The organism is Alloacidobacterium dinghuense, assembly GCF_014274465.1.
In the GTDB taxonomy this organism is placed as follows: Bacteria; Acidobacteriota; Terriglobia; order Terriglobales; family Acidobacteriaceae; genus Alloacidobacterium; species Alloacidobacterium dinghuense.
Genome location: NZ_CP060394.1, coordinates 354969 through 380858 on the forward strand (window position 1 = coordinate 354969; position 25890 = coordinate 380858).

Annotated in this window: 14 protein-coding genes; 11 read left to right on the top strand and 3 right to left on the bottom strand. The window is 54.3% G+C overall.

The features are described 5' to 3' along the window. Positions 1-321: 321 nt before the first annotated feature. From H7849_RS01430 to H7849_RS01460, 7 genes are all read left to right on the top strand, one after another. Positions 322-1947 carry a fucose isomerase gene (locus H7849_RS01430; RefSeq protein ID WP_186743661.1) on the top strand — a complete coding sequence of 542 codons (1626 nt, stop codon included), beginning with the start codon at positions 322-324 and terminating at the stop codon, positions 1945-1947. 12 nt (positions 1948-1959) lie between these two features. Continuing rightward, on the top strand, positions 1960-4677 hold the full coding sequence (locus H7849_RS01435; RefSeq protein WP_186743662.1) for a GH116 family glycosyl-hydrolase: 2718 nt from the start codon (positions 1960-1962) through the stop codon (positions 4675-4677). After that, positions 4674-5741, top strand: coding sequence for a GTP-binding protein (locus H7849_RS01440; RefSeq protein ID WP_186743663.1), 1068 nt, complete (start codon positions 4674-4676; stop codon positions 5739-5741). Before H7849_RS01435 ends, H7849_RS01440 begins: the two co-directional genes overlap by 4 nt. 313 nt (positions 5742-6054) lie before the next feature. Beyond that, positions 6055-7323, top strand: coding sequence for an efflux RND transporter periplasmic adaptor subunit (locus tag H7849_RS01445; protein WP_186743664.1), 1269 nt, complete (start codon positions 6055-6057; stop codon positions 7321-7323). Between the two features lie 2 nt (positions 7324-7325). After that, positions 7326-10517: an efflux RND transporter permease subunit gene (locus tag H7849_RS01450; RefSeq protein ID WP_186743665.1), complete on the top strand. Its 3192-nt coding sequence runs from the start codon at positions 7326-7328 to the stop codon at positions 10515-10517. A 2-nt stretch (positions 10518-10519) separates the two neighbouring features. Continuing rightward, a complete protein-coding gene (locus H7849_RS01455; RefSeq protein WP_186743666.1) occupies positions 10520-11911 on the top strand; it encodes an efflux transporter outer membrane subunit in 1392 nt (463 codons plus the stop codon). Between the two features lie 127 nt (positions 11912-12038). Further along, a complete protein-coding gene (locus H7849_RS01460) occupies positions 12039-12629 on the top strand; it encodes an alpha-galactosidase (RefSeq protein WP_251106777.1) in 591 nt (196 codons plus the stop codon). A gap of 92 nt (positions 12630-12721) precedes the next feature. Here H7849_RS01460 and H7849_RS01465 read toward each other — a convergent pair whose 3' ends face one another. Then, complete coding sequence (locus H7849_RS01465) at positions 12722-13879, bottom strand: PP2C family protein-serine/threonine phosphatase (protein WP_186743667.1); 1158 nt, start codon at positions 13877-13879, stop codon at positions 12722-12724. After that, positions 13876-17451 carry a response regulator gene (locus tag H7849_RS01470; protein ID WP_186743668.1) on the bottom strand — a complete coding sequence of 1192 codons (3576 nt, stop codon included), beginning with the start codon at positions 17449-17451 and terminating at the stop codon, positions 13876-13878. The genes H7849_RS01465 and H7849_RS01470 overlap by 4 nt, the downstream gene beginning before the upstream one ends. 238 nt (positions 17452-17689) lie before the next feature. On the opposite strand from H7849_RS01470, the gene H7849_RS01475 reads away from it, so the two are divergent. Further along, on the top strand, positions 17690-19555 hold the full coding sequence (locus H7849_RS01475; RefSeq protein WP_186743669.1) for a beta-L-arabinofuranosidase domain-containing protein: 1866 nt from the start codon (positions 17690-17692) through the stop codon (positions 19553-19555). A gap of 43 nt (positions 19556-19598) precedes the next feature. Here H7849_RS01475 and H7849_RS01480 read toward each other — a convergent pair whose 3' ends face one another. Next, entirely contained in the window at positions 19599-22082 is a 2484-nt protein-coding gene (locus H7849_RS01480) for a GH92 family glycosyl hydrolase (protein ID WP_251106532.1), read from the bottom strand. Positions 22083-22265: 183 nt separating this feature from the next. Here H7849_RS01480 and H7849_RS01485 point away from each other — a divergent pair, with 183 nt between their 5' ends. The 3 genes from H7849_RS01485 (at position 22266) to H7849_RS01495 (ending at position 25878) form a co-directional block, all read left to right on the top strand. Next, positions 22266-23624: a Gfo/Idh/MocA family protein gene (locus H7849_RS01485; protein WP_186743670.1), complete on the top strand. Its 1359-nt coding sequence runs from the start codon at positions 22266-22268 to the stop codon at positions 23622-23624. A gap of 80 nt (positions 23625-23704) precedes the next feature. After that, on the top strand, positions 23705-24676 hold the full coding sequence (locus H7849_RS01490) for a 3-keto-disaccharide hydrolase (RefSeq protein ID WP_251106533.1): 972 nt from the start codon (positions 23705-23707) through the stop codon (positions 24674-24676). Between the two features lie 107 nt (positions 24677-24783). Then, positions 24784-25878 carry an SIS domain-containing protein gene (locus H7849_RS01495; RefSeq protein ID WP_186743671.1) on the top strand — a complete coding sequence of 365 codons (1095 nt, stop codon included), beginning with the start codon at positions 24784-24786 and terminating at the stop codon, positions 25876-25878. Positions 25879-25890: the final 12 nt, after the last annotated feature.

Below are 25890 nucleotides of genomic sequence, written 5' to 3' on the forward strand. Positions count from 1 at the left end.
AGCTTCGTTTAGGATTTCCGTGCTTCTTCACAGAAAATCCCTTTACTCGGATCGCTTCTTACGATCCTCGTTGATACCAAGACACTTCCTTAAGTGGTAAATGTTTACCGGCGAGGATGCTAGCTCTCCCATCACAAAATTGTCAAGTAACTCAGCGGGATTGTATTGATTAACGTTCAAAGATCGTAACGGCCCGACGTGGAGAGTGTGGATAGGCTTAACGTTGCGTTGAAGTCGTCACTTAGCGGTTGGACTGTGACGGGTTATGCTGGACTGCGCTGGCAAGCGCTCCATTCAATGGATGCCCAAAAGGGAGGTTCGATGGCTGTAACGAAGGACATAATCAAAGAAGTGGTGCTCATTACGAGCGGCGACCTGCGGCAGTCCGCAAATCTGGCTTGTTGGCCTGCACAAGAAGAGATGGAACGCGAACTGACGCGAAGTCTCGAGCAGGAAGGGGTGCGCGTAAAGCGTGCTTTTCCTGTCGATCTCCTCAAAGGACACGGATTCATTTCCAGCCAGCGAATGGGCATGGATATTTTTGCTGACATTGATCCGAAGGCGAATCTGATATTCGCCACGGCCGCCTGGCAGTATACGCATCATGTGTTGCCTGGATTACGCAGTCATCGTGGACCGATTCTTACAATTGCTAACTGGTCGGGGAAGTGGCCGGGCTTAGTTGGATTGTTGAATCTCAACGGTTCACTGGTGAAAGCCGGAGTAAAGTTCAGCTCCCTCTGGAGCGAAGACTTCAAAGACAAGTTCTTTCTCAACGGATTGCGAGCGTGGATCAGGGATAAAGAGGTTGTTCACGATACTAGCCATGTACGCGATCTCGATGCCGGGCAACTTCCATCTGACGCGAAAAATCTCGGGACAGATCTGGCAGCTTCACTGAAGAGACGAAAGGCGATTTTAGGAGTGTTTGATGAAGGCTGCATGGGTATGTACAACGCGATCATTGATGACGAGTTGTTGAACCCAACCGGAGTTTTCAAAGAGCGTCTCAGCCAGTCGGCGCTTGTGGCGCGGATGCGTACTGTTCAAGACGAGGAAGCGGCCGACATCCGGCATTGGCTGGACAAAAGAGGACTGCGATTTGTTACCGGTCCTGACGAGACGAGTGATCTTACGGACAAGCAGATCCTCGAGCAGTGCAAAATGTATATCGCCGCAGTTCGCATCGCGCATGAGTTCGGCTGCGATGCGATTGGCATTCAATACCAGCAGGGGTTGAAGGACATGGCGCCTGCTTCAGACCTGGTGGAAGGGCTGCTGAACAATGTAGAGCGTCCGCCTGTTTATGATGTGCAGCCGGGCAAGGAACTTTATCCGGGGCAGCCGGTACCGCATTTCAATGAAGTGGACGAGGGAGCGGGGCTCGACGCACTGGTGACGAATTTGTGCTGGAATGCGCTTCAGCTTGATCCGGCTACGACACTCCATGATGTTCGCTGGGGTGAGCACTTCACGGGCAATGGCATTGATGATTTCGTCTGGGTGCTGCAGATATCAGGGGCGGCTCCTGCAAGCCATTTTGTTGGTGGATATAAAGGAGCATCGAGCGAACGTCAGCCACCCATGTATTTTCCGCTGGGCGGGGGCACGCTGAAAGGCATCGGCAAGGCTGGGGAAATTGTCTGGAGCCGGGTGTTTGTCGAAGGGGGATCTCTTCACGTTGATATTGGCAGAGGTTCGGTGGTGGAGTTGCCTGCTGAGGAGACGGCTCGCCGATGGAGAAGCACCACTAGTCAATGGCCGCTGGTCAGCGCTATTTTTCATGGCATTACGCGAGACGCCTTCATGGCGCGGCATCGGGCGAACCATGTGAGCATCGCCTACGCGCCAAATGTTGCTGTGGCGAGCAAGGCTCTCGCGGTCAAGTCCGCGATGTTTCATGAGATGGGAGTGAAGGTTCACCTGTGTGGCGAAATCCACTTCTAAAGCGATCAACGAATGACAGATAAGTCGAAGCTGGATCGGCGGGAATTTCTGCGGCACGCGGCTGGCGCCGTCGGCGCGTCAACCCAAATCGGACAGTGGCCCGGACAAGAGCTGAGCCAAGATGAGGAGGCCAAGAGCAGGCGAGCCGTAACTACGCAGGCGGATGAGGAAATTCATTTCCCGAGGCAGTTTCGTGGTCGCCAGCTCAAAATGATTTCTTTCCCGTTGGGTGGAGTAGCCGCTGGCAGCATTGGCTTAGGCGGACGCGGACAGCTTTGCAATTGGGAGATTTTTAATCGTCCGAATAAGGGATTTCGCCCGCCCTACGCGTTTGCATCCATTTGGGTACAGGCGGGAAGTCAGAAACCTGTTGCCCGTGTTCTCGAGTCGCGTCTTCTTCCACCATATGAGGGACAGGACGGGCTGGGCTCAGAAAACGCTCCCGGTCTGAGTCGTCTTGAAGCTGCGGTTTTTACCGGGGGATATCCTCTGGCTCACATTGACTTTCAGGATCGATCACTGCCGGTGCAAGTGGAACTCGAAGCCTTCTCGCCATTCATTCCTCATGAGCCGGACGATTCAGGATTACCCGTAGCTATTCTGCGCTATCGCGTAACAAATTCTGGTCACGGGGCGGCAAAAGTCAGCATTGCATATTCCCTGGACAATCCCGTGAAGACAAGCGAGAGGAATCATGACAAGCGCCTCAATGAGTTTCGGTCAACGGGGAGTGCAGTAGGGCTTTTGATGTCCAATCCTGGTTTGGCGGCTGACGATCCTATGGCTGGCAGTTTCGCATTGGCGGCGATGCCGAGTGCCGGCGCCCAGGTCTCACATTGGGTCGGATGGCCAAAAGGTCGGTGGTGGAATTCGCCGCTGCTCTTCTGGGACCAGTTTTCGAAAGAAGGAGATTTAGGAGCGCAGCCAGAGCCCTTTGATTCGGTTGGAGTCCTGTGTTTGCAGAACACGATCCTGCCGGGGCATTCTGCAAGTTTTCAATTCATACTAAGCTGGCATTTTCCGAACCGCACGCCAGAGTGGTGCGGTTGGACGGCGCCTCCGGGAGAAGAGAAGACGGTTATCGGCAATTACTATGCCACCCGCTTCAAAGATGCCTGGGAATCTGTAACCTACGCAGCCAGGAATCTGGATAGCCTGGAATCGCGAACACGGATGTTTGTCAATGCGTTCAACGTAAGCACACTGCCTGCTGCGATAAAGGATGCGGCCAGTGCAAACCTCTCGACGTTAGGGACAACAACGTGTTTCCTCACTGCCGACGGGGAATTCCACGGCTTTGAAGGCAGCGACGACAAGCTGGGGTGTTGCTTCGGAAACTGCGCGCATGTGTGGAACTACGAGACGGCGACGACGTTCCTCTTTCCTTCGTTTGCAAGGTCTCTGCGCAAAAGTGCCTTTGGCTATTCCATGGACGAAGCAGGCGCGATTCATTTTCGACAACTGTTGCCCGACGGCAAGGCGCGTTCCGGATTTGCGGCGGCGGATGGCCAGATGGGTCAGATCATCCACGCGTGGCTCGACTGGAAGCTTTCCGGAGACGACGCATGGTTGCGTGGCATCTGGCCGCGCGTGAAAAAGGCTCTCGAGTTTGCCTGGGCGCCGGACGGATGGGATGCAAATCGCGATGGCGTTCTAGAAGGCGTCCAACACAACACATACGACGTTGAGTTTTACGGTCCGAATCCGATGTGCGGCATTTATTATCTGGGCGCGTTGCATGCATGCGATGAGATGGCGCGAGCTGTAGGCGACAACTCCTCCGCGAGCGAATACGAACGTCTGTTTGAAGAAGGGCAACGGTGGATCGACACGAATTTGTTTAATGGCGAATATTACGTCCAGAAGATTCGTGGATTCCGAAAGGAGGAGATCGCACCGAATTTGACCAGTAACATGGGCTCAGAAAACACAGAAGCCCCCGAGTATCAGGTAGGCAACGGTTGTCTGGTTGATCAACTGGTCGGGCAGTATCTGGTTGATGTGGGAGGCATGGGAGCGCTGACATCTCAAGAAAATATACGCACAACCCTGCGATCTATTTACCGGTATAACCACAAGCGATCGCTTGCCGACCACGACAATGTAGAGCGCACGTACGCGCTCAACGAAGAATCGGCAGTCGTTGTCTGTGACTACGGAAAGGCCGAACGACCGCATATTCCGTTCCCGTACTATGCCGAGGCGTGGACGGGACTGGAATACACAATTGCGGCATTGATGATTTCGTGGGGCATGGCTGATGAGGGGATCGAGATCGTGCAGAATGCCCGCCTGCGCTTCGACGGCGAAAAACGGAATCCATGGGACGAAGCCGAGTGTGGACATCATTATGCTCGAGCCATGTCATCCTGGTCGGCCTTCATGTCGATCAGCGGATTCAGCTATGACGGTACGAGAGCAGCGGTAGTCGCAACGCCACGACTTCCTCATTCCGGATTCAAGTGCTTCTGGGCAACTGGAACGGGTTGGGGCACATTTTCCTATCAAGGCCAGGCAAGTGCTGTGCAATTCAGACTGAAAGTTCTCGCAGGTAATCTTCGCTGCCGCTCCCTTGAGATCTCAGCGGCGGGAACAGCAGCAATTGTGCACTACGGCGGAGAAATATTGCTGAGTCATGCAGCGAAATCTGGTGAGAATTTGATCGTGACGCTCCAGGACGTAGCGAATCTGTCGGCTGGTAGCGAACTGCGAATTGAAGCACTGATATGAACGCACCACTTCAAGTGAAGAGACCATGGATTGTAGTCGTGGGCGGCTTTCTGGGAGCAGGAAAGACGAGCCTCATTCTGACTGCTGCCGACCTTCTTGCGCGGAAAGGATTTCGTAGTGCGGTCACTCTGAATGACCAGGGCAGCGAATTAGTAGATACACGTCATGCAGAAATGCGCGGTATTACCTCCGGAGAAGTCACAGGAGGATGCTTCTGCTGCAAGTTTTCTGAATTGATTGGAGTGATGGATAAAATACGCGGGCATTCGCCAGATGTCATCTTTGCGGAGCCCGTTGGGAGTTGCACTGACCTCGTGGCGACGGTCCTTTCTCCGCTCTTGCAAGAGTTCGGCAGTTACAGAATTGCGCCGTTGACTGTGCTCGTTGATCCAGCGAGAGTTGCCGTATTGTTTACCAGTGATGGCGATAACGACAACGCATTCCTGTTTCGGAAGCAGCTACAGGAAGCCGATCTGGTTTGTATCACCAAATCGGACATAAATCAGAGGGATGTAGCTCCCATTTCGAACATAAAGACCAGATATGTAAGTGCAAAGACCGGTCAAGGCGTCCAGGCATGGCTGGATGAAATTCTATCTGGTGATCTCATAGCAGGTGCAAAATCACTGGAGATTGACTATGAGCGATATGCACAAGCGGAGGCATCCTTAGCATGGCTCAATCTTAGCTTCAGTTTTGAGCCTGAGACTCCGTTTACTCCAGCTTCGGTAATTGGTCCTTTTATGGATCATCTAGATCACGCACTTACGGCCGCGGATATTGCAATTGCGCATTTGAAGATTTTTGGCAACTCGTCCTCCGGATGGTTAAAGGCGGCGATATGCGCCAATGGAGAGGAGCCTGTTGTAGAGGGAGACTTAGATGCTTCGCCGGCGCCCATACATGAGGTGGTTTTGAATTTGCGTGCAACCGGAGACCCGGCACAAGTGCGAGATGTTGTTGAAGAGCAATTGCAATATCTCGCGGGCAAGAGATACCACGAGCGGCTGGATTGCTTTAGCCCCGCGCCCCCAAAGCCAGAACGAAGGAATCTGAGGTTGTAGGGATACGCGAGGGGATCGCGCCATGAACCAGACGCGATCGGCGGTCGTTCTCTCGACAATATGTCGGTAATACAACTTCCTGAAGGATCTACAACCATAGACACTTGCAAATCATGTAATTACTCGGCTGTCAATCGGGGAAACGAGCACACACTGTCACTTCTGCCAGTTTTCTGCCGGGCCCCATAGGCATACGTTAGCTGCGTCAGCAGTCGTTCAGTGGCTGTGCTCTGAGTTTTCGAACTTACTGCTGGGAACAGTGTTGCTGTTTGTGAGTGCCCTTCCTCAGAGTATAGAAACCGGGAGTGTGTTCATGCGGACTACGCGTGCGTTTCCCTTGTATGGATCGTCGCTGCTCGATTTGAAACAACGCAAGTGGACGACCCAATTGGTAAAGAGCCCAGACTGGGGCTCGGTGGCTATCGGATTATTTTTACTTGCGACGCTTGTTGGTTGCGCCAAAGAAGAACCGAAGGCTAAGCCGAGTCCGCCTGATGTCACGGTAGCAGATGTCGTGCAACAGGATGTTCCTGTTTACGGGGAGTGGGTGGCTCAACTGAACGGTCCGGTGAATGCCGAGATCACTCCAAAGGTGCAGGGCTACCTGCTGCAGCAGAATTATCAGAATGGCTTCTTCGTTAAGAAAGGCCAGCTTTTATTTACTCTCGATCCGCGCCAGTACGAGGCTGAGGTAGACCAGGCCAAAGCGCAGGTAGGTACCGCCGAGGCCAATTTGGCCAAGGCTAACAACGACGTCGCGCGCGATACCCCGCTGGCGGCCCAAAAGGCAATCGCACAGAGAGACCTCGACACCGACTTAACCACCCAGCAGGCCATGCAGTCACAGCTGCAGGCCGCAAAGGCCAGTCAGGCGAACGCGGAGCTGAATCTTACCTGGACGAAAGTCTATTCACCAATCGACGGCATTGCTGGCGTTTCAAATTCGCAGATAGGCGATCTGGTGGGAACCAGCACGAAGATGGTGACTGTGTCACAGGTAAATCCCATCTGGGCTTACTTCAACCCGAGCGAGAGCCTTTTTCTCAAGTTTGCGCCAGAGGTTACGGCATTTATTACGGGGAGGCTCCCTAGGGGGAGTCGACCCCAGATGCCTGTCGAGCTGATCCAGGCGAATGATATCCCGTATTCCGCGAAGGGCAGAATCATTTATGTGAATCGGCAGGTTGGTACAGGAACCGGCACGATCCAAATGGCCGCTGAATTTCCTAATCCGCAGGCTGTGCTCCGTCCAGGTGGATACGGCCGCGTGCGAATCAAAGTGGCTGACAATGGCAACGCATTACTTGTGCCACAACCAGCTGTCATTGAAGTGCAATCGGATTACATGATTGTTGTGCTCAGTCCTGAAAACAAGGCAATGTTTCGGCCTGTAAAGGTGGGCGAACGAGTTGGGCCGAATTGGGTCATCACTGAGGGGCTGAAGCCGGGCGAGAAGGTTGTGGTCGAGGGCATTGAGAGGCTATCGTTGGCCGTCGCGGCAATGCCTCAGCTGGCAAAAGAGGGAATTCCCGTCAATCCGAAGCCATACGTGCCAGTTGCAGCCATTGGCGGAGGCAACTGATCATGGCGAAATTCTTCATCAATCGACCCATCGTCGCGATGGTCATTGCGATTTTGATGGTGCTGGTCGGCGTGATCGCAACTCTCGAGCTTCCCATAGCGCAGTTTCCCGAGATTGCCGACCCGATGATCCAAGTGAAAGCCACCTATCCCGGTGCGGACGCGCAGACAATTGCTCAGTCGGTTGCAACTCCGATCGAGCAGCAGATGTCGGGTGTCTCCGGCATGAACTACATGTATTCATTGAGTGCGAGTTCCGGCGGCACGATGGGCCTCTATGTAGATTTTGCGTTAGGGACCAACATCAACACCGACCAGATTCTGGCCCAGATGCGCAGCGGGCAGGCCAACTCGCAATTGCCATCTGAGGTGACCCAGCAAGGCGTGATCGTGCAGCCTGGGACGACTGCGCCATTTATGTTGCTCGACCTCTATTCTTCCGCCGGTACATACGACAACATTTTCCTGGCTAATTACGCCACCATCAATTTGCAGTATGCGCTGACTCGCATTCAGGGAGTTGGCCAGGTTCAGATATTCGGCGCGGGACCCTATGCCATGCGCATATGGGTAAACCCTGATCGGCTAGCGAGCCTAGGTGTGACCGTGTCTGACATCACGAAGGCGGTCCAGGCTCAGAACAAGGTAAATCCTGCAGGCCAGATTGGAGGCGAGCCCGTCCCGGCCGGTCAGCAATTTACTTACAACGTGCGGGCTCCTGGCCGTTTACCTACGGCCCAGGAGTTTGGTGAGATCGTTGTCCGCGCAACGCCTGACGGATCGATTCTGCGGCTGAAGGATGTGGCGCGTATCGAGCTGGGATCCCAATATTATTCGTATCAAGCGCGATTGGGAGTAGTGGGAGAAGGTAAGCCTGCACAATCCGCGGCCCTCGTCGCGCTATACCTCACGCCCGGCAGCAACGCGCTGCAGACGCGAAGTAACGTCCTCAAGATGATGCAGGAAGCAAAAGGGCGGTTCCCGCAGGGCTTGGACTACATCGTAGCCCTTGACACGACCCTTGCCGTCAGCGCCGGTATCCACGAAATCTACAAGACACTGATAGAAGCTCTGATCCTAGTCATCATCGTCGTGTACATTTTCCTGCAGGGTTGGAGGGCAACGCTGATTCCGCTGCTCGCCGTACCCGTTTCACTGATCGGAACCTTTGTCGTCTTTCCGATACTCGGGTTCTCGATTAATACGCTATCGCTTCTCGGGCTTGTTCTTGCGATTGGGCTGGTTGTGGACGATGCCATCGTCGTCGTAGAGGCGGTGGAACTCCATATCGAGCATGGGTTGAATCCCCACGACGCTGCCGAGAAAGCGATGGAGGAGGTTTCGTCACCAGTCATTGCCATCGCACTCATTCTGGCCGCGGTGTTTCTTCCCACGGCCTTCGTTCCCGGCATAACCGGACAGCTCTATAAGCAATTCGCAGTCACCATCGCGATTTCAGTGCTCTTCTCTGCATTTAATGCTCTGACGCTCAGCCCAGCGCTTGCCTCCTTGTTGTTGCGCCCTAGAAAAGAGGCGCGAGGGCCCCTCGGCATGTTCTTCCGCGGGTTCAACCGTGTCTTCGGGCATGCGACGGACGGGTACGTGAATGTGTGCAGGCACCTGATCCACAAGGCAATCTTTGCGTTTCTCATCCTCGGCCTGATCGTCGTTGGCGCCGGCTACTACGGGAAGAAAATCCCGACGAGCTTTCTACCTGATGAAGACCAGGGGTACCTGTACGGCGGGTTGCAATTGCCTAATGCGGCTTCGCTCCAACGCTCGTCGGATGCGGCACGCGCAGTTGAAAAAATCATCATGGACACGCCCGGCGTGCAATATGTCAGCACGGTCGTCGGATACAGCCTGTTAAGCGGTGTTAACGCAACGTACAGCTCCTTCTTCTTTATCTCGCTGAAGCCTTGGGAAGAACGCAAGACTCCAGAGGAAAGCTACAACGGGATCAAGCGCCATCTGCAGGAAGCGCTCTCAAAAGATCCATCGGGGATTGCATTTTCTTTCCCCCCGCCGGCCATTCCGGGTGTAGGCACTTCTGGAGGCGCTACTTTCATTCTTGAAGACAGGTCCGGTGGAAGTGTTGAGCTTCTTGCAAAAAATGCGCGGCTCTTTTGGGAGGAAGCGCGAAAACGACCGGAACTGGCGGGAGTCTTGACGACCGCACTGCTTAGCGTTCCTCAAGTTGGAGTCAACGTCGACAACGCCAAGGCCATGACTCAGCAGATCCAACTGGGTGACCTGTATCAAACGGTGCAGACATTTATGGGCGGGTCGCTGGTTAACTTTTTCAACCGCTTTGGCTTGCAGTGGCAGGTATATGTTCAGGCCGATGGCGATTTCCGGACCAACGCGGAGAATCTCGGCAAGTTTTACGTCAGGAACGCATCGGGTGACATGGTTCCTTTGAGTACGCTTACTAGCACATATCCGCGCAGTGGCCCAGAGTTTCTCATGCGCTACAACCTGTTCAATTGCGTACAGATTAATGCCTCGGCGGCACCCGGTTACAGTTCCGGTCAGGTCATGGCAGCACTGGAAGACGTGTTCCACAAGACAATGCCCAGTCAGATGGGATTCGATTACATGGGAATGTCCTACCAGGAGCAAAAGGCGGCACAGGGTGTTTCTCCCGCTGTTATTTTTGGTCTGGCATTCTTCGTCGTCTTTCTCATCATGGCTGCGCAATACGAGAGTTGGACCTTGCCTTTCAGCGTATTGCTGGGTGTGCCGATCGCTGTGTTTGGAGCGCTCTTCGCACTTTATTACCGCGAGCTTGAAAATAATGTGTTTGCCCAGATCGGGCTAGTCATGCTGATTGGACTATCGGCCAAGAATGCCATTCTGATTGTGGAATTTGCCAAGCTCGAGTATGACAAAGGCAAGCCACTCATGGAAGCGTCCCTGACCGGCGCCAGATTGAGACTGCGACCCATTCTGATGACTGCATTCGCCTTCATTTTGGGTTGTGTGCCGTTGTATACGGCGACCGGTGCAGGCGCTATCTCGCGCCAGGTGCTGGGAACCGCCGTGATCGGGGGCATGCTCGCCTCCACCGTCATCGCAATCTTCTTCGTTCCGGTCTTCTTTGATGTAGTGGAACGCTTCGGCAACCTCTTCAGTAAAGAGAAAGAAAAACCGCCAGCTACTTTGCCAACCGTCACGCACTCGGAGGGGGACTAGCCATGATCGATAGGGCTTGGCTGGTTCTCCTCGTCTTAACGCTGACGGGCTGCACTGTAGGCCCAAATTACAAGCGTCCGCAGATCGCCGCTCCAGATGCCTACCGCGGACTCGCTCCCGACGCAGCGGCTCAGACCACAGCGTCGATTGCCGATGAAAAGTGGTGGACTGTCTTCGACGATCAACAACTGCAAGCCTTGATTCGTAAAGCACTGGCGCAAAACTATGACGTGCGCATTGCGGCGACTCGCGTCTTGCAGGCGCAGGCCCAGGTGGGAATCACGCGCGCGGATCAGTTTCCGGCCATTTATGGTGGCGCGTCTGCAGCCAACACACGCATACCTAAGACAAAACTGCTGGACGCGACAAATACCAGCTCAAACCTCGTGAACCTTTCACTGTCGTGGGAGCTGGATTTTTGGGGAAAGTATCGCAGAGCAACTGAGTCGGCACGCGCCAGCTTGCTCGCAACAGAATGGGGTCAAAAGGCTGTGATCTGGAGCCTCGTGAGCAATGTTGCGTCCGCATATTTTCAATTGCTGGAATTGGATGCTGAGATGGAGATATCGCGCCGGACGCTGACGTCCCGCAAAGAATCACTACGGCTGGTAGAGATACGCCAAACCGGCGGCACGACCTCCATGATCGATGTACGCCAATCTGAGCAGCTGGTTTACACGGCAGCTGCGAGCATTCCTGATCTTGAACGGCGGATCGAGCAGCAGGAAAATTTGATCAGCATTCTTTTGGGCGATAACCCCGAACCCATCACACGTGGAAAGACTCTAGTCGAAAACCACTTTCCACCCACGGTTCCCGCAGGTCTACCTTCATCTTTGCTGGAAAGGCGACCCGATATTCAATCTGCCGAGCAACAACTGGTTGCAGCCAACGCGCAAATTGGGGTAGCAAAAGCGGCGTACTTTCCAGATATCAGCTTAACGGCAATAGCCGGCTATAACAGTACAGCTCTTACGAATCTCTTCACAGGCCCGGCAGGTTTCTGGAGTTTCGGTGGCCAATTGGCTCAGCCTATCTTCACCGCCGGAAAGCTTCGCTCCAATGTCAGGCTGGCGGAGGCTCAACAGCAGGAAGGGGTGCTGTTCTACCAGCAGTCCATTCAGCAGGCTTTCGGTGAAGTTTCAGACTCGTTGATAGCGTACAGGAAGGACCAGGAATATCGTGCTCAGGAGGAGTTGTTGACTGTTGCGGCGCAAGACACCGTCCGGCTAGCAAATGTTCGCTATGATGGCGGCGTCACGAGCTACTTGGAAGTACTAGACAGTGACACACGATACTTCAACGCTCAAATCGCTTTGGCCCAAGCAGAGCTCAATGAGCGGCTGGCGCTGGTGCAACTCTACAATGCACTCGGCGGGGGATGGCAACAGTAAACGCGGAGAGTCTGAATTTCGCGATGAATAAAACGATCAAGCAATTGTTCTTTCTCTTAGCCATCTCTGGGCTGATAGTTCGAATGCCACGGATGTCAGTTACCATGCGACTCTGGCGTACTATGACATTCAGTCTCAGCTTCGGAGTCTGTTCCCAAACCTGCTTCTTGAAATCTGCAATGATGGTGGCAGAATGGTGGATTTTAGCAGCGCGGCGAACGGGGACTATTTCTCAATCTCGGATTCGTATGATCCGTTATCGAACCGGCGAGCCTTTTTCGATGCGAGCTATGTTCTGCCACCGGCAATGCTCGAAACCTACGTTGAAAAATGGCCAACGGCGTCCATCGATAATTTTCGATATGTGTTGCGTAGCGGCATGATGGGGTGGTTCACGCTGATGCTTGATACGGCATGGAATGCGGAAGAGCATGCAACCGCTCGTAAAGCAATCGCGCCCTATAAATCAGAGCTGAGACCCCTGATCAGAGAAGCTGATCTTTATCACGTTTCGCCTCGACCTGATGGTGTTCACTGGGATGGGACCGAATATTTCGATGGCGTGCATGGCAAGGGTGTCCTCTTTGCCTTTCATGGATCATCAACTGACGAGCCACGGCACGCATTTGTATTACAAGGCTTGAAACCGGAGGGATATATCAACTTTCATTTCAAGACCACACTTCCCAAGACCATCGTCTTTCAGGTCGCGAACTGATGAGAGACGGCGCACAAGTGTTTCTTCCTGTTTCGAATCCTTCAGAGCTCGTTTTTATTAAAGAAATTTCCAAGTGACACTGATTCGTGTACTCAGTTGCCAGTTACGTGAATTGCCAGCATGGTAATATCGTCATCCAAGTCTTCGCTCAGACCACGAGCCGCCCACCGAGATAATTCCTGAAGCAAATGATCTGCAAATTGATTTGCATCTGGGCTCTGTTCCATTGCAAGGAATTGCTTGAAGCGCTCTGCGCCGAATTCAAGACCCAATTGATTTGTAGTTTCCGGAATACCGTCGGTGTAAAGCAGGCACCAGTCGCCGCTCTTAAGGGGCAGGTCAACAGAAGAGTACGTTGCCCATGGAAATTTGCCGAGAAACAAGCCATTCTCTTCTATGGATCGTATCCCATCAGAGGAGGCACTCCAGAACAACAGGGGAGGGTGTCCAGCGCCTGCATACTTTAATGTTTTCTTTGCCATGTCGACGAAAAGGTATGCCGCTGTAACGTAATGATGCTGGAATTTGCCGCACAGCGTCTCGTTCAAACCCGATAATACCCGGGCTGGATCGGCAGCATGTGCAACTTGAGCGGCCAGTGCAATCTTCAGCATTGAAGCGATGAGCGCGGCGGGCATACCGTGTCCAGAGACGTCGGCAACCAGAATCCCCATGCGTTCTTTGTCGACAATAATGAAATCATAGAAGTCGCCTGCGACCGATGTCATGGGAATGTAGCGAGCAGCAATCTCCAGGCCTTCGAGGGTTGGGATCTCCGTTGGAAGAATTGACAGCTGGATTTCCCGCGCGGTCTCCATTTCCTTTTGGATCGTCTTCAATTGCTGCGCGAGTTGCTCGCGGATTCCGCGGAGCACTAGATGAGTTTCCACGCGCGCCATCACAACTGCCGGTGAAAACGGCTTGTGAATGTAATCGACCGCCCCGACCTGGAAGCCTCTTGTCTCATCTTCAATCTCGGTTTGCCCCGTAAGAAAGATCACAGGGATATCTTTTGTATCCGGATTTGATTTCAATCGCGAACATACCTCGTACCCGTCCATCTCAGGCATCATGACGTCGAGGAGAATGAGATCCGGATAAGGTAGTGTGCTGGCTAGTTCAAGTGCCTTCGCACCGTTGGTCGCTATCCGAATTCTGTATGTGTCTTTCAGAATTGAATTCACGACTTGAATGTTGGCCGGAGCATCATCTACCAAAAGAATGGTCTTTTTTTGATCTGGCTGATTCATTTCACTTCCCGTTTCGCGCTCACATCGTCAGTGATCTCATCAAGCGTTACGAGCGCTTTCTCAAAATCAAACTCACTGATGAAAGCGCCTAACGCATCTAGTTTGGATTTCTCCACAACTACTCCAACCGCTTCCTGAAGACGATGAAATACCTCTTCCGCAGCTCCGTCACTTGCCTGGAGCAGGCTTTTGAGTTGAGAGATCGCATCAGCTGTCGCTTCTCCATTGAACGGCGGCTGCACTTCGTCGCTTTTGTTGAACTGCGGTTCGTGCAATACGCGCTTGATGATGTCAACCTGAGTTCCAAGGATTGCTGCAAACTCGTCGAGCAGTGGGAGGACCGAGTCACTTCCGTCGCGAATTGCTTTTTCCAGGTTCTGAGCCGCAGACTGGACATCGGTTATTCCAAGATTTCCGGCGACGCCTTTCGCCGTATGAGCGACGCGTTCCGCCAGCTTGAGATCCCCGCTCGCAATTGCAGCCAGAATCTCGGAGGCGGCGTCGCCTTGTTTCGCGGCAAATTGCATCAGCAGATTGCGGTAGAGATGCTTGTTACCCGCAACGCGATTCAGGCCGTCCGCCATATTGATGCCTGCGATCTCCGGTAGTCTCTCCTCATCAGGGGTGCTTACGGTTTTTTCTTGCGCCTCGGCGGTTTGCTTTGGACGCGGTTTTGCCCATCGCAGCAAAGTGGAAAACAGGGTATCCGGATCAATCGGTTTCGGCACATGATCGTTCATGCCTGCATCGAGGCAGCGTTGGCGTTCTTCAACAAGAGCATGAGCGGTCATTGCGATAATTGGGAACTTCTGCAAACGTGGATCACTCCGCAGCAGCCTGGTTGCGGTGATACCGTCCATCTCGGGCATTTGCAGGTCCATGAACACCACATCGAATGGCGGAGGCCGATCGCCTTCAGTCAGGATTTTTACTGCTTCTCCACCATGATTGGCCAAGGTTACGATTGCTCCGGCGCTCTCCAGCAATTCCGTGGCAACCTGCTGGTTCATCTCGTTGTCTTCAACCAGCAGGATCCGGATGCCGGTCGCGTCGTGCAAAACGGCGTCGTCTTTTCTCGCGAGAGAACGGTGCTCCTCGGGCCCCGCAACACCGAACAAATCGACAAGAGTGTCATAGAGCAGCGACGAATTGACAGGCTTCAGCAAGTAGCTGTCGATTCCAATTTCCTCCGCTTTCGCCCGGATGTCGTCTCTTCCGAATGCTGTCACCATCACGATTTTTGGAATGTGCTGCAGCCGATCACTGCGCTTGATGATGCGGCTCGCCTCCAGACCGTCCATCCCTGGCATGTGCCAATCCATCAACACCAGTCGATAAGGATCCTGAGAATCTGCGGCCACGATTTCCCGCACGGCATCCTCCCCGGACGAAACCGATTCAGCTTTGAGCGCGAATACGCGTAGTGCATCGGTCAGAATCTCGCACGCCTGTGCGTTGTCATCGACAACGAGGGCGCGAACACCCGCCAGATCAGGGATGAAGCGTTTGTGTTTCTCTGCGGTTCCAATGCCGAACCAGGCATTGAAATGAAAGGTGCTGCCTACGCCAGGCTCACTTTCGGCCCAGATGTTACCCTCCATCATCTCTACCAAGCGCTTAGAAATTGATAGCCCGAGCCCGGTGCCGCCGTACTTTCGCGTCGTCGAGGTGTCCGCCTGCGCGAACGCTTGGAACAGGCGAGCGCTCTGCTCGGGTGTCATGCCTATGCCACTGTCGCGGACTGAGAACCTCACCTTGACGCGGTCTGCCAGCTGCTCTTCCAGAGCAACTGTCACTAGCACCTCGCCGCGTTCGGTGAACTTGACCGCGTTATTTACGAGGTTGATCAGAATTTGTCCAAGGCGTAGTGGGTCGCCGATCAGATTGGGCGGGATGTCGTGCTGTGGTGCGATCAAAAATTCGAGGTTCTTGTCGTGAGCCTTCTGACCAACAATCGTCGATAGATTGTCGAGGACGTTTTCCAGCCTGAAATCTGTCTTCTCGATATCAAGCTTGCCCGCTTCGATCTTGGAGAAATCGAGGATGTCGTTGATTATCCCAAGGAGCGCCTGCGCTGCAGATTTCACCTTCTTCAGATAGTCTTCCTGCTTAGGAGATAGTTGGGTCTTCAAAGCAAGATGTGTCATGCCGATGATGGCGTTCATCGGTGTTCGGATTTCATGGCTCATGTTGGCCAGAAAATCCGACTTGGCTTTTGTGGCCGCTTCTGCGGCTTCTTTCGCAACTGCCAGCTCTGCAGCCTGTACACGTGTCTGTTCCAGCAGTTTCCTCGTCTCAAGCTTGCTGAGAAGGATCTTGGTATTGAGCGCCACGGTGGGTAAGAGCGCGTCGAGAAGCGCCTGCTGGCGTGCTGACACTGCGACGGAAGGCGCCAACTCAATAACAGCCAGAACAGCGTCTTGATTGATCACCGGTACAAAGAGGACGCACGCAGGCGTCACGATCCCGACACCTGCAGAAACCTGGAGAGGCTCATCCGTCGTCGAAGCAATCTGAAGGGTACGTCGCTCGATAGCGGCTTGGCCCACCAGGGCCTCGCCAAGCGCAAACTCCCGCGGTTTTGTCGAAATATCCGTTGCGAATGCGCCGACGCGAGCGAAGCGCGCACGGTCTTGTTCAGCTAGATAGAACGCGCCATACAGGAGATTGAACGACTCCGAGATCCGCGAGAGCAGGATTGTAGCGAACTCCGCTGAGTCGTCTGCTGATTGCAGTCGCTCAACCGTGGCAGCGACCTCAGCTTTGACCCATCCCTGCGTCTCGCGCTCTCGGGCGGCGGCCTGCAAGGCCTGCAAGGCACGGCTCATCTCGCCAATCTCATTGGGGCGGTGGAGATTGGTGATTGGTTCATCCAGACGTCCAGCCACCACATCCAGAATGCGGCCGCGGAATGATAACACCACCTTCACCACCTCGACCTGTACGATCGTGAGCGCAAGAATAAAGGATGCGGTCAGACCAAGTGTTATTACGATCCACGTGAACAGAATTGTGCGATGGGTCCTAAGAGTGAGTTCCTCCGATCGTTGGTCAAGTGTCGACCTCAACCCATCATCCAACTGGATCAGAGCTTGTCGGGCCTTGAGCAATTCAGGGTCTAATTTCCCACGCATCAGTTGCATGGCCTTGACGTTGTCACTGGCCAAGGTTGCGGCTCGTACAGGCCGTGAATCAGAGACCACCAGATCGAATTGGGTAGTAGCGACGTCAATCGTGCTTCCAAGATTTAGACTGGCACGCTTCGCTTCGTCGACGGACTCGTGAAATTGTGTCACAGTCTCTTCGAGATGCGCGTCGATCACCTCCATCGTGTCGACGTCAGTTTCTGCAATCTCCTTATACAGGAGAAGCCCGAATTGAGTGCTTAGTGAACGAGCAATGGTCAGATCGTGAAGTGCTTTGACATCGTTGTTGATCAGGTTGCTGTACCAACCGTCGATTCTCTGCATTTCGATCGATGCATACGTCGCCCCTACGATAACCATGACGACCAGCGGGAGCAGGGCAATTAGAACCTTGGTCCGAATCTTGAAGTTAGCCAGCAGACTCATTGAAAGCTCCGATCTAGAGAATCGGAAGTGCTGCTCCCGACGATGGACCATTGTAGCTGCGAAAGAGGAGTTTCGACCTATTGAACTTCCGTTTACCAAAACTAAGGAGACTGCAACGGCCAATCATCGTTCAAGAAGAGCGTTTGAAGATATAAGATGGGCTGCTTCGACCTTGATTACGTTGGACAAGTTGATTGCTGACGTGACAGCCGTGCTGATGAGGTTGCATGATGTCTAAATGGGAATCAGATTACAGGGACCAGCGCCAATTTCACGCAGACGATTTCTTAAGACAGGTTCTCTTGCGGCTGGAGCGTTCGCCGGCAGATTATCCGGCCGTAATGCCTGGGGAGCAGAGACGACAATCGCGCCTCTCGCCGAGTTTAGCTACGGCGACGTGTTGATTTCGAGCGACCTGCCCGAGTCGCAACTGATGAACACCCATGCGGTGTTAATGGAGCTGAGTGAAGACAGTCTACTGAAGCCATTCAGGCAGATGTCTGGAATGCCGGCACCCGGCGAGGATCTCGGTGGATGGTACCAATACAATCCCGATTATGACTATCGCACAGGTTTTGATACAGGGTTTGCGCCTGCGTGCACATTTGGACAATGGGTATCTGCGTTAGCTCGCGTCTTCGCCATTACTGGCGATCAGGCGACGCGAGACAAAGTACTGAGATTAAACCAGCTATACGCGCAAACTATCACCGACGATTTCTACACTAAGAATCGCTTTCCAGCGTACACCTACGACAAGCTGTTGCTAGGATTGCTCGATTCGCACACATACGTGAAGGATCCAGCAGCACTATCAATTCTAGAGCAAACAACGAATACAGCCTTGCCACACCTCCCTGGACATGCCGTAGAGCACGACGTCCCTTGGCGAACAGACAAGCCCAAGGACGATGCTTCATGGACATGGGACGAATCGTACACAATGCCGGAGAATCTCTTCCTGGCATACCAACGCGGCGCTGGGCGACGGTACTACGATCTCGGACTACAGTACCTTGATGACGAGACCTGGTTTGATCCGCTTTCGCGAAATGAAAACGTGCTGAAGGGCAGGCATGCGTATAGTTATGTGAACTCGCTAAGCTCGGCAATGATGGCTTACCTGGTTGCGGGAAGCGAAAAGCATCTGCACGCGGCGAAGAATGCTTTTGCGATGTTGCAGGAGCAGAGCTACGCAACAGGTGGGTGGGGGCCGGATGAGGCATTGCGTGCGCCTGACAGCAACGATGTATTCGACAGCTTGACGAACACCCACCACAGCTTTGAGACTCCCTGCGGTTCGTACGCCCACTTCAAGCTCACGCGGTATCTGTTGCGGGTAACCCGCGACTCTCGCTACGGCGACAGCATGGAGCGTGTGATGTACAACACCGTGTTAGGAGCGAAACCTTTGCAGAGTGATGGTGAGAACTTTTACTATGCCGACTACAACTTTGATGGGAAGCGCGTCTATAAGCAGGCTCGCTGGGCATGCTGCTCGGGCACGCTGCCGCAGGTGGCAGCAGATTACCAAATCAACGCCTATTTCCGCGGCCCCCAAGCTGTATATGTGAATCTTTATGTGCCTTCGACGCTGCGATGGGCCGAAAATGGGGCTAGTCTCTCAATCACGCAAGAGAGCAACTACCCGTATGAGGATCATGTAACTTTTACGGTTACAAGCTCAATGCCGACAGAATTAACGCTACACTTCCGCATTCCTGCATGGGCGGAGGGCTCGTCGATTTCAGTGAATGGGTTCAGGAAAACCGGGATCTCAGTTCCCGGAAAATTCGCAGCAATACGCCGCGAGTGGAAGACTGGTGACCGCATTGAGCTTGAACTCCCGCTGAAAATGCGATTGGAGATGATTGATGCGCGGCACGCTGAAACGGTAGCTCTGCTACAAGGACCGCTGGTGCTGATGGCTGTGAAGCAGGATCAGGACGGGCCATTGCCCAAGGTGACACGCGCAGAATTGCTCGCGGCCAAACGCATGAGCCAACGTGAGTGGCGGGTGGATTCGGCAAGTGGCCCAATGACGATGCTGTCCTTTACGTCATTAGGTGAGCGGCCCTATACGACATATTTGAAGGTAAGTTGACCCTGCTTACTATTTGTCATGGTGCCGATTGAAGATTCCTGTCTCATGGCTCGAACGAGGGCGGCGCATCTTCGGCTTTGGTTCCCCATTGCTTATCCGGTGTTCCGCTCAGCTCAAATTCCAGCGTCCCGCCGTGCTCCACAAAATTCTCTGGCAGCCAGGTCTTCATCGTGCTCTCTCCATTCACCTTCAGGCTTTGCACGTAAGGTGCATTGGTTCCAGCACCGTGCGCTTTCACGACGATATCGCCTGCGGCGCGCCGGATGTGTATCGCCGTAAACAACGGACTCCCAAGCACTAGTTCCGCGCGCCCTGGAATCTCCGGATACATGCCCATCGCTGACCACACATACCACGACGACATCTCACCCAGGTCGTCATTGCCAGGCATGCCCTTTGGGGAGTTTGTCCAGATGGTGTTCAGTACCCGGCGCACAGCTTCCTGCGTCTTCCACGGCTGCCCCAGAAAATCGAATAGCCACGGCGTCTCAATGGAAGGCTCGTTGCTCAACTCTGCGTGCAGGCCGCCGGACTGTGTTACCGCCAGGCTGCCATCCGGGTTGTAGAAGAATGCATTCAAGCGCTGGCTCGCTTTTTCCATCCCGCCCAGCATTGTGAACAGCCCCTTCTCATTGAAGGGCACCATCCACAGGTACTGTGCGGCGCTGCCTTCCACGAAGCCATCGTCGGACGCGGGATCAAACTTCGGCCATGTGCCGTCGGCATTGCGATTCTGGATATAGCTACCCTCCGGCGTCGCCTGCGGGTTAAAAATGTTCTTCCAGTACTGCGCCCGCTCCAGGAACTGTCTGCGCGTTGTGTCATCGCCCATGCGGCGCGCCAGCTCCGACACAGCGAAATCCGCCGTAGCGTCTTCCAGAGTGTCTGCTGCCGGCCCCCAGGCATTTGCGCCTACGGGGATGTAATGCAGCTTTAACCATTGATCGAGAGAGGGTCGCTGCCCCACGCACTCGACTTCGCATCCCTCATTGCTCAGGTCATGTGCAGTTGGCACGATAGCCGCCTGTAACAGCGATTTGTAGGCGGCCTTCGTATCGAAGTTTGTGCCGCCGAAGGCCAGAATGTCGGCAATCGCCGGTGCTGCCGGGTCGCCGTTCATGACGTGGGTGATTCCCGAGTTATGCGTCCAGCGGTCCCACTCGCCTCCGTTCTGGTTCGCTTGGTTCAGTAATGATTGGGCGAAGTCTCCGGCTATCTCGGGCTCCAGCAAAGTCAGTAATTGTAACTGTGAACGGTACACATCCCAGCCGGAGAAGGTGCTGTACTGCGCCTTTTGCGGTGCAGCGACTGTGTGCACCTTTCCGTCCATGCCTGTGTAGTGGCCGTCTGCGTCGCTGTACAGGTTCTCGCCCATGAGTGTGTGGTAGAGAGCAGTGTAGAAGACCACCTGCTCGTCATGCGTGCCGCCTTCGATCTCGATGCGGCTCAGCGCATTCTTCCAGGCTACGTGTGCCGTCTCGCGCACTGTCTCAAACGTGGTTCCCGCAGGATTCTCTGCGCGCAAATTCGCCTCGGCATTTTCTTTGCTCACATACGAAATGCCAACGCTCACACCTACGCTTGCAGACTTTGAAGTGTCGAGTACCATCCATCCGCCCGATCCCTTTCCTGGGGGGACGAATCCCTTTGGGCCGTAAGTCGTGCCACCGTGCGCTTCCTTCGACTTCGGTCGCGCGACCGAATCCTGCCAAGTGCCAATGCTCAAGAACGGCGCATCGAAATGCGCCACAAAATACAGCGTGTAGTAACTACGGCGGTCGGCGGTGCCGAGATATCCACAGAAGTTGCCGCTAGTCACTGATCCTGAAACTGTTCGGTTTGCCGCGTCAATCTTTACACGCGCGTCCGTGCTTCCGGTTTCGGAATACGCGGTACGCACGAGCATGACCGCCGGCTTGCCTGCGGGGTAAGTGAAGCGTCCCGACCCGGTGCGGAGCGTGGTCGTCAATTCCGTCGTCACGCCATTCGCGAGCTTAACCTTGTAATAGCCGACCTTTGCCGTCTCCTCGTCATGTGAAAATGTGCTGCCATAAATTTCTGCGCCTGCATCGTCTGCCGGCGATGAGGTCACCTCGCCGACATACGGCATAAACGGAATATCACCGCTGGCGCCGGCGCAACCCGTGCCCATCAGGTGCGTTAATGAAAATCCGCTGATACGATTAGCCGAATACTCATAGCCGCCCGGAGCCGCGGGACGCCCACGGTCGTCGTGCATCGACCCGGGCACGCCCTGCACCTGCTGCCGCGGACGGTTCCGCGGTTCTTCCGGGCTCCACGCAAACATGCCCAGTGGCAATGTTACGCCTGGGTAGTCGTTGCCTCCATTCGTCGTCCCGATCAGCGGATTCACCAGCGCCGCCGGATCGCCTCCCACATTGTCACTTGCTTGCGTCCACGCAGTTGCCGCGCCCACCGCTAACAAGATCAACAACCCAGCCGACCACCCAATCCACCGATCGCTCCACTCCACCTTGCGCATCATCACTCCCAACAGGATCTGCACGCGGAAAATTCACCGCAGGCTCTGGTTGCATTGTAGATGGCAAGTATTTGAGGCAGTCAGCCTTGAGAATCGCTTCCAGCAAATAAGAACTTGAAAATCCCTAGCGCGAAAGCTTGTAATGGCCACGGACCTTGTATGGGCAGACTGCACAAGTCCTGAAAATCATCGAGGAGAATCAAAACTATGAATAAGGCGCTCTTTTCGCGGCGCGATTTTTTGCAGACTACTGCCGGCGTCGCGGGTGCTTCTCTGATCTCCGGATCCAACTTCCTTAGTGCCGAGCCAATTCCTTCCGCATCGCAAGCGGTTCCTGCAAGTGATCGGGTTCGTTTTGGAATCATCGGCGTTGGGATGGAAGGCTCAGGACTGCTGACAACAGCCGTGCAGCTTCGCGGAGTGGAGTGCGTAGCCGCAGCCGATCTATACGACGGCCGCCACGAACTCGCAAAGGAGATCGTCGGTAAACCAATCCGGACGACCCGCCGTTATCAGGAACTGCTCGATTCAAAAGATATCGACGCGGTCATTGTGGCTGTTCCCGATCATTGGCACAAACAGGTAGTGGTTGATGCCCTGGCCGCAGGCAAGGATGTGTATTGTGAAAAGCCCATGTCCCACAATCCGGCGGATGGAGTGGCGATGGTCGCGGCTGCGAAGAAGACGGATCGAATTGTTCAGATAGGCGCGCAGCGCACGAGCTCAGTTCTTTGCGCGAAAGCGAAGGAACTCTATGAGAAGGGCGCGATAGGAGAGCTGAATCTGGTCGAAGCAACTTACGGGCGCAACGATCCCAATGGCGCCTGGGAATATCCTCCTCCACCGGACTTGTCGACCGAGAACCTGGATTGGAATACATGGCTGGGAACAGCGCCGAAGATACCTTTGGATCCAAAGGTCTTCGCACGCTGGCGCTGCTGGAAGGAGTACGGAACGGGGGTTGCCGGAGACCTGCTCGTTCATCTGATCAGCGGCATGCAGTTTGTCCTGGGCATCAATGAGGCTCCGAAGCGAGTGTCGGCATTTGGAGGCATTTATCAATGGAAGGACGGACGCAATATGCCGGACGTGCATCCCGTTCTCTTTGAATACGGCGGCATCCCTGTGTATATGCGGTTGACGCTCGCCTGTGAATCCACCGAAGTCACGCGCTTTCAGGGACACAAAGGTGCTATCGAACTCCGCGAGTTCAGTGTTACGTATATCCCGCAGGCTGGGGTCGATCTTTCTCCAAGTTACTACTCAGCATCGTTTCCAGCCAGCATGAGGAACGCCTACGTCAAGCAATGGCACGAGGAGCACGATCCCATACCTGGTCAGGAACCCGCACCGGAGTCGATCACTTTCAACGGAAACGACTATGACGACCTCAAGCCGCATCTCTGGAAGTTCTTCGAAGCGGTTCGGTCGCGCAAGCCGGTTGTGCAGGATGCAGTTTTCGGTCACCACGCAGCATTGGCTTGTCACCTTGCGAATGAGTCCTATTTCCGTAAGAATCCGGTGTGCTGGGATGAGACTTCTCAGACGATCAAATCGCTTGGATGAGTGGAACTCACCAGCAGAGTTCTCACGGCTCATCAAGTTCATTCCACAGGTCAAGCCAAGAGCAAAGGAGTTCTGATTTCGTGAAATTGCAGAGGATCGGCTTCATCACAGTTACAGCCATTGCAATGATCTTTGCCGGCACCTTGATGCGTGCCCAGGCAGCGAGTTCCGGTAGCAGTTCGTCTTCAGCCGGGCCTTTTCTTGGACGGTGGGATCTTACCCTGAAGTCTCCAGATCGAGACTATCCTTCATGGCTGGAGATACGGCAGGAAGATGGCCAACTGAAGGCGCAGATGGTTGGCCGTTGGGGAAATGCAAGGCCCTTGCCCAAAGTTGAGGTGTCGGATGGCCAGCTTACCTTTGTTTCTCCAAAAGACGAAGAAGGCAGCAAGACAGACCTGGTATTTCAAGCTAGGCTGACAGGCAAAACGCTGACAGGCACAGTCAATGGTCCGGACGGGAAGACATGGCAATGGGTTGGGGTAAAGGCGCCTGCTCTTGTGAAAACAGGCGAACCGAAGTGGGGTAAGCCAATTCAGTTATTCAATGGAAAAGACCTGACCGGATGGAAGATGAGCGCCCCTGGTCCGCCTGTGTGGACAGCGAAGGATGGAAACCTTGTCAGCCCCGGAAACGGTCCCGAGCTGATCAGCGACACGAAGTTCCAGGACTTCAAGCTGCATCTTGAATTTAACTGCGGCAAGGATTCGAACAGCGGAGTCTATATCCGTGGCCGCTACGAGGTGCAGATTGAGACTGAGTCGGAAGCAGAGCCGCCAAGTCACCATACGGGAGGAGTCTATGGTTTTCTTGCTCCGTCCCCGGAACTGGCTCGCACGCCGGATGTTTGGCAGACGTTCGATATCACTCTGATTGGGCGCAGAGTCACGGTTGTTCTGAACGGCAAGACGGTCATCGATAACCAGGAGATCCCCGGTATTACAGGAGGCGCGGTGGACAGTCACGAAGGAATGCCCGGGCCGATCTACCTGCAAGGCAGCGAAAAGGGTCACGTCGCCTTTCGCAATATCGTGATTACGCCATCACAGTAAGTGCCTTCGCATTGAGAATTCTGGAGAGTCCAGACAGGGTGGTGCAAACGACTCTTCAGACTCCTTGGATTAGGTTTCATCAGAGATAAGCAGTGTTGAGGGACTGAATGACCCGGTTTTTGCAGGACATACTCCGCCAGCCTGATGAGCTGCTGCGAGTGATCGATCATCTGAACGGGACAGAACGAAAACTGCTTGAATCAGCGGCGGACGTGATACGTAGCGCTCGCCACGTCTACGTTACCGGAATCGGCGCCAGTTGGAACGCAGCGTTGAGTGCAGGATCGATCTTCCATGCCGGCGGTCTGCCTGTGTATATGCTCGACGCAGCAGAGTTGCTGCAGTTCAGCAAAATTCCTTCGGATGCAACGATCCTGGTTCTCTCTCGCAGCGGTCGAAGCATTGAGATTGTGAAATTGCTGGCCAAGGCCCGCGCGGCTGGCGCGACTGTGATCGGTGTAACCAATTTTGAAGATGGTCCATTGGCGAAGGAGGCCGAGATCCCCTTGGTGATTCCGGTCAAAGCTGACCACGGCATCTCTGTGAATACTTATTCTGCACTGGCGGTTGCGGCAGCATCCATAGCCAGTGCAGCGGTAAGTTCTTTCGATGAGGACATCGCAGCTGCGCTCTCCTCTACTGTTGCCGAGACGGCGAAGAGCATCACAGAGTGGCGGGACCTGCTGGCGGATACCTCGTGGCTCCTGCCGGGTGTGCCTTATTACTTCATGGCACGCGGCTCTAGCTTGGCAAGCGCTTATGAGGCCGGCCTTCTTTGGGAAGAGGGTGCGAAATTGCCGGCAACCGCGATGGGAACTGGTAGCTTTCGGCATGGACCGCAGGAAGTGATGATGAAGGACGTGCGAATCGCAATCTGGATCGACGGAGAGCAGATGCGCGACCAAGACCTGGCGGTAGCACATGACTTGCGAGACTTAGGCGCTTCGGTGATGCTGACCGGTCACGACTTACCAAAAGACGCCGCGGACCTGATCTTTCAGCTTCCTCGATCACCTGTGCATTGGCAGTTCCTGACGGACGTTATCCCGGCACAACTTGCGGCAGAGCGCCTGGCGCAGCTTGCCGGCGTCGATTGTGACTCATTCCGCTTTGCTTCCTACATCGTCGAAGATGATTACGGACTTCAGACCGGCGGAAGTACGTCTTCAACAAGGATGGAATCAAAAGTGAGTGAAACATAGTTGAGTTATCTA

Excerpts from the sequence above, each read along its gene's own strand:
- H7849_RS01430 (WP_186743661.1), top strand. The coding sequence starts at position 322 with ATGGCTGTAACGAAGGACATAATCAAAGAAGTGGTGCTCATTACGAGC.
- H7849_RS01435 (WP_186743662.1), top strand. The coding sequence starts at position 1,960 with ATGACAGATAAGTCGAAGCTGGATCGGCGGGAATTTCTGCGGCACGCG.
- H7849_RS01440 (WP_186743663.1), top strand. The coding sequence starts at position 4,674 with ATGAACGCACCACTTCAAGTGAAGAGACCATGGATTGTAGTCGTGGGC.
- H7849_RS01445 (WP_186743664.1), top strand. The coding sequence starts at position 6,055 with ATGCGGACTACGCGTGCGTTTCCCTTGTATGGATCGTCGCTGCTCGAT.
- H7849_RS01450 (WP_186743665.1), top strand. The coding sequence starts at position 7,326 with ATGGCGAAATTCTTCATCAATCGACCCATCGTCGCGATGGTCATTGCG.
- H7849_RS01455 (WP_186743666.1), top strand. The coding sequence starts at position 10,520 with ATGATCGATAGGGCTTGGCTGGTTCTCCTCGTCTTAACGCTGACGGGC.
- H7849_RS01465 (WP_186743667.1), bottom strand. The coding sequence starts at position 13,879 with ATGAATCAGCCAGATCAAAAAAAGACCATTCTTTTGGTAGATGATGCT.
- H7849_RS01470 (WP_186743668.1), bottom strand. The coding sequence starts at position 17,451 with ATGAGTCTGCTGGCTAACTTCAAGATTCGGACCAAGGTTCTAATTGCC.
- H7849_RS01475 (WP_186743669.1), top strand. The coding sequence starts at position 17,690 with ATGGGAATCAGATTACAGGGACCAGCGCCAATTTCACGCAGACGATTT.
- H7849_RS01485 (WP_186743670.1), top strand. The coding sequence starts at position 22,266 with ATGAATAAGGCGCTCTTTTCGCGGCGCGATTTTTTGCAGACTACTGCC.
- H7849_RS01495 (WP_186743671.1), top strand. The coding sequence starts at position 24,784 with ATGACCCGGTTTTTGCAGGACATACTCCGCCAGCCTGATGAGCTGCTG.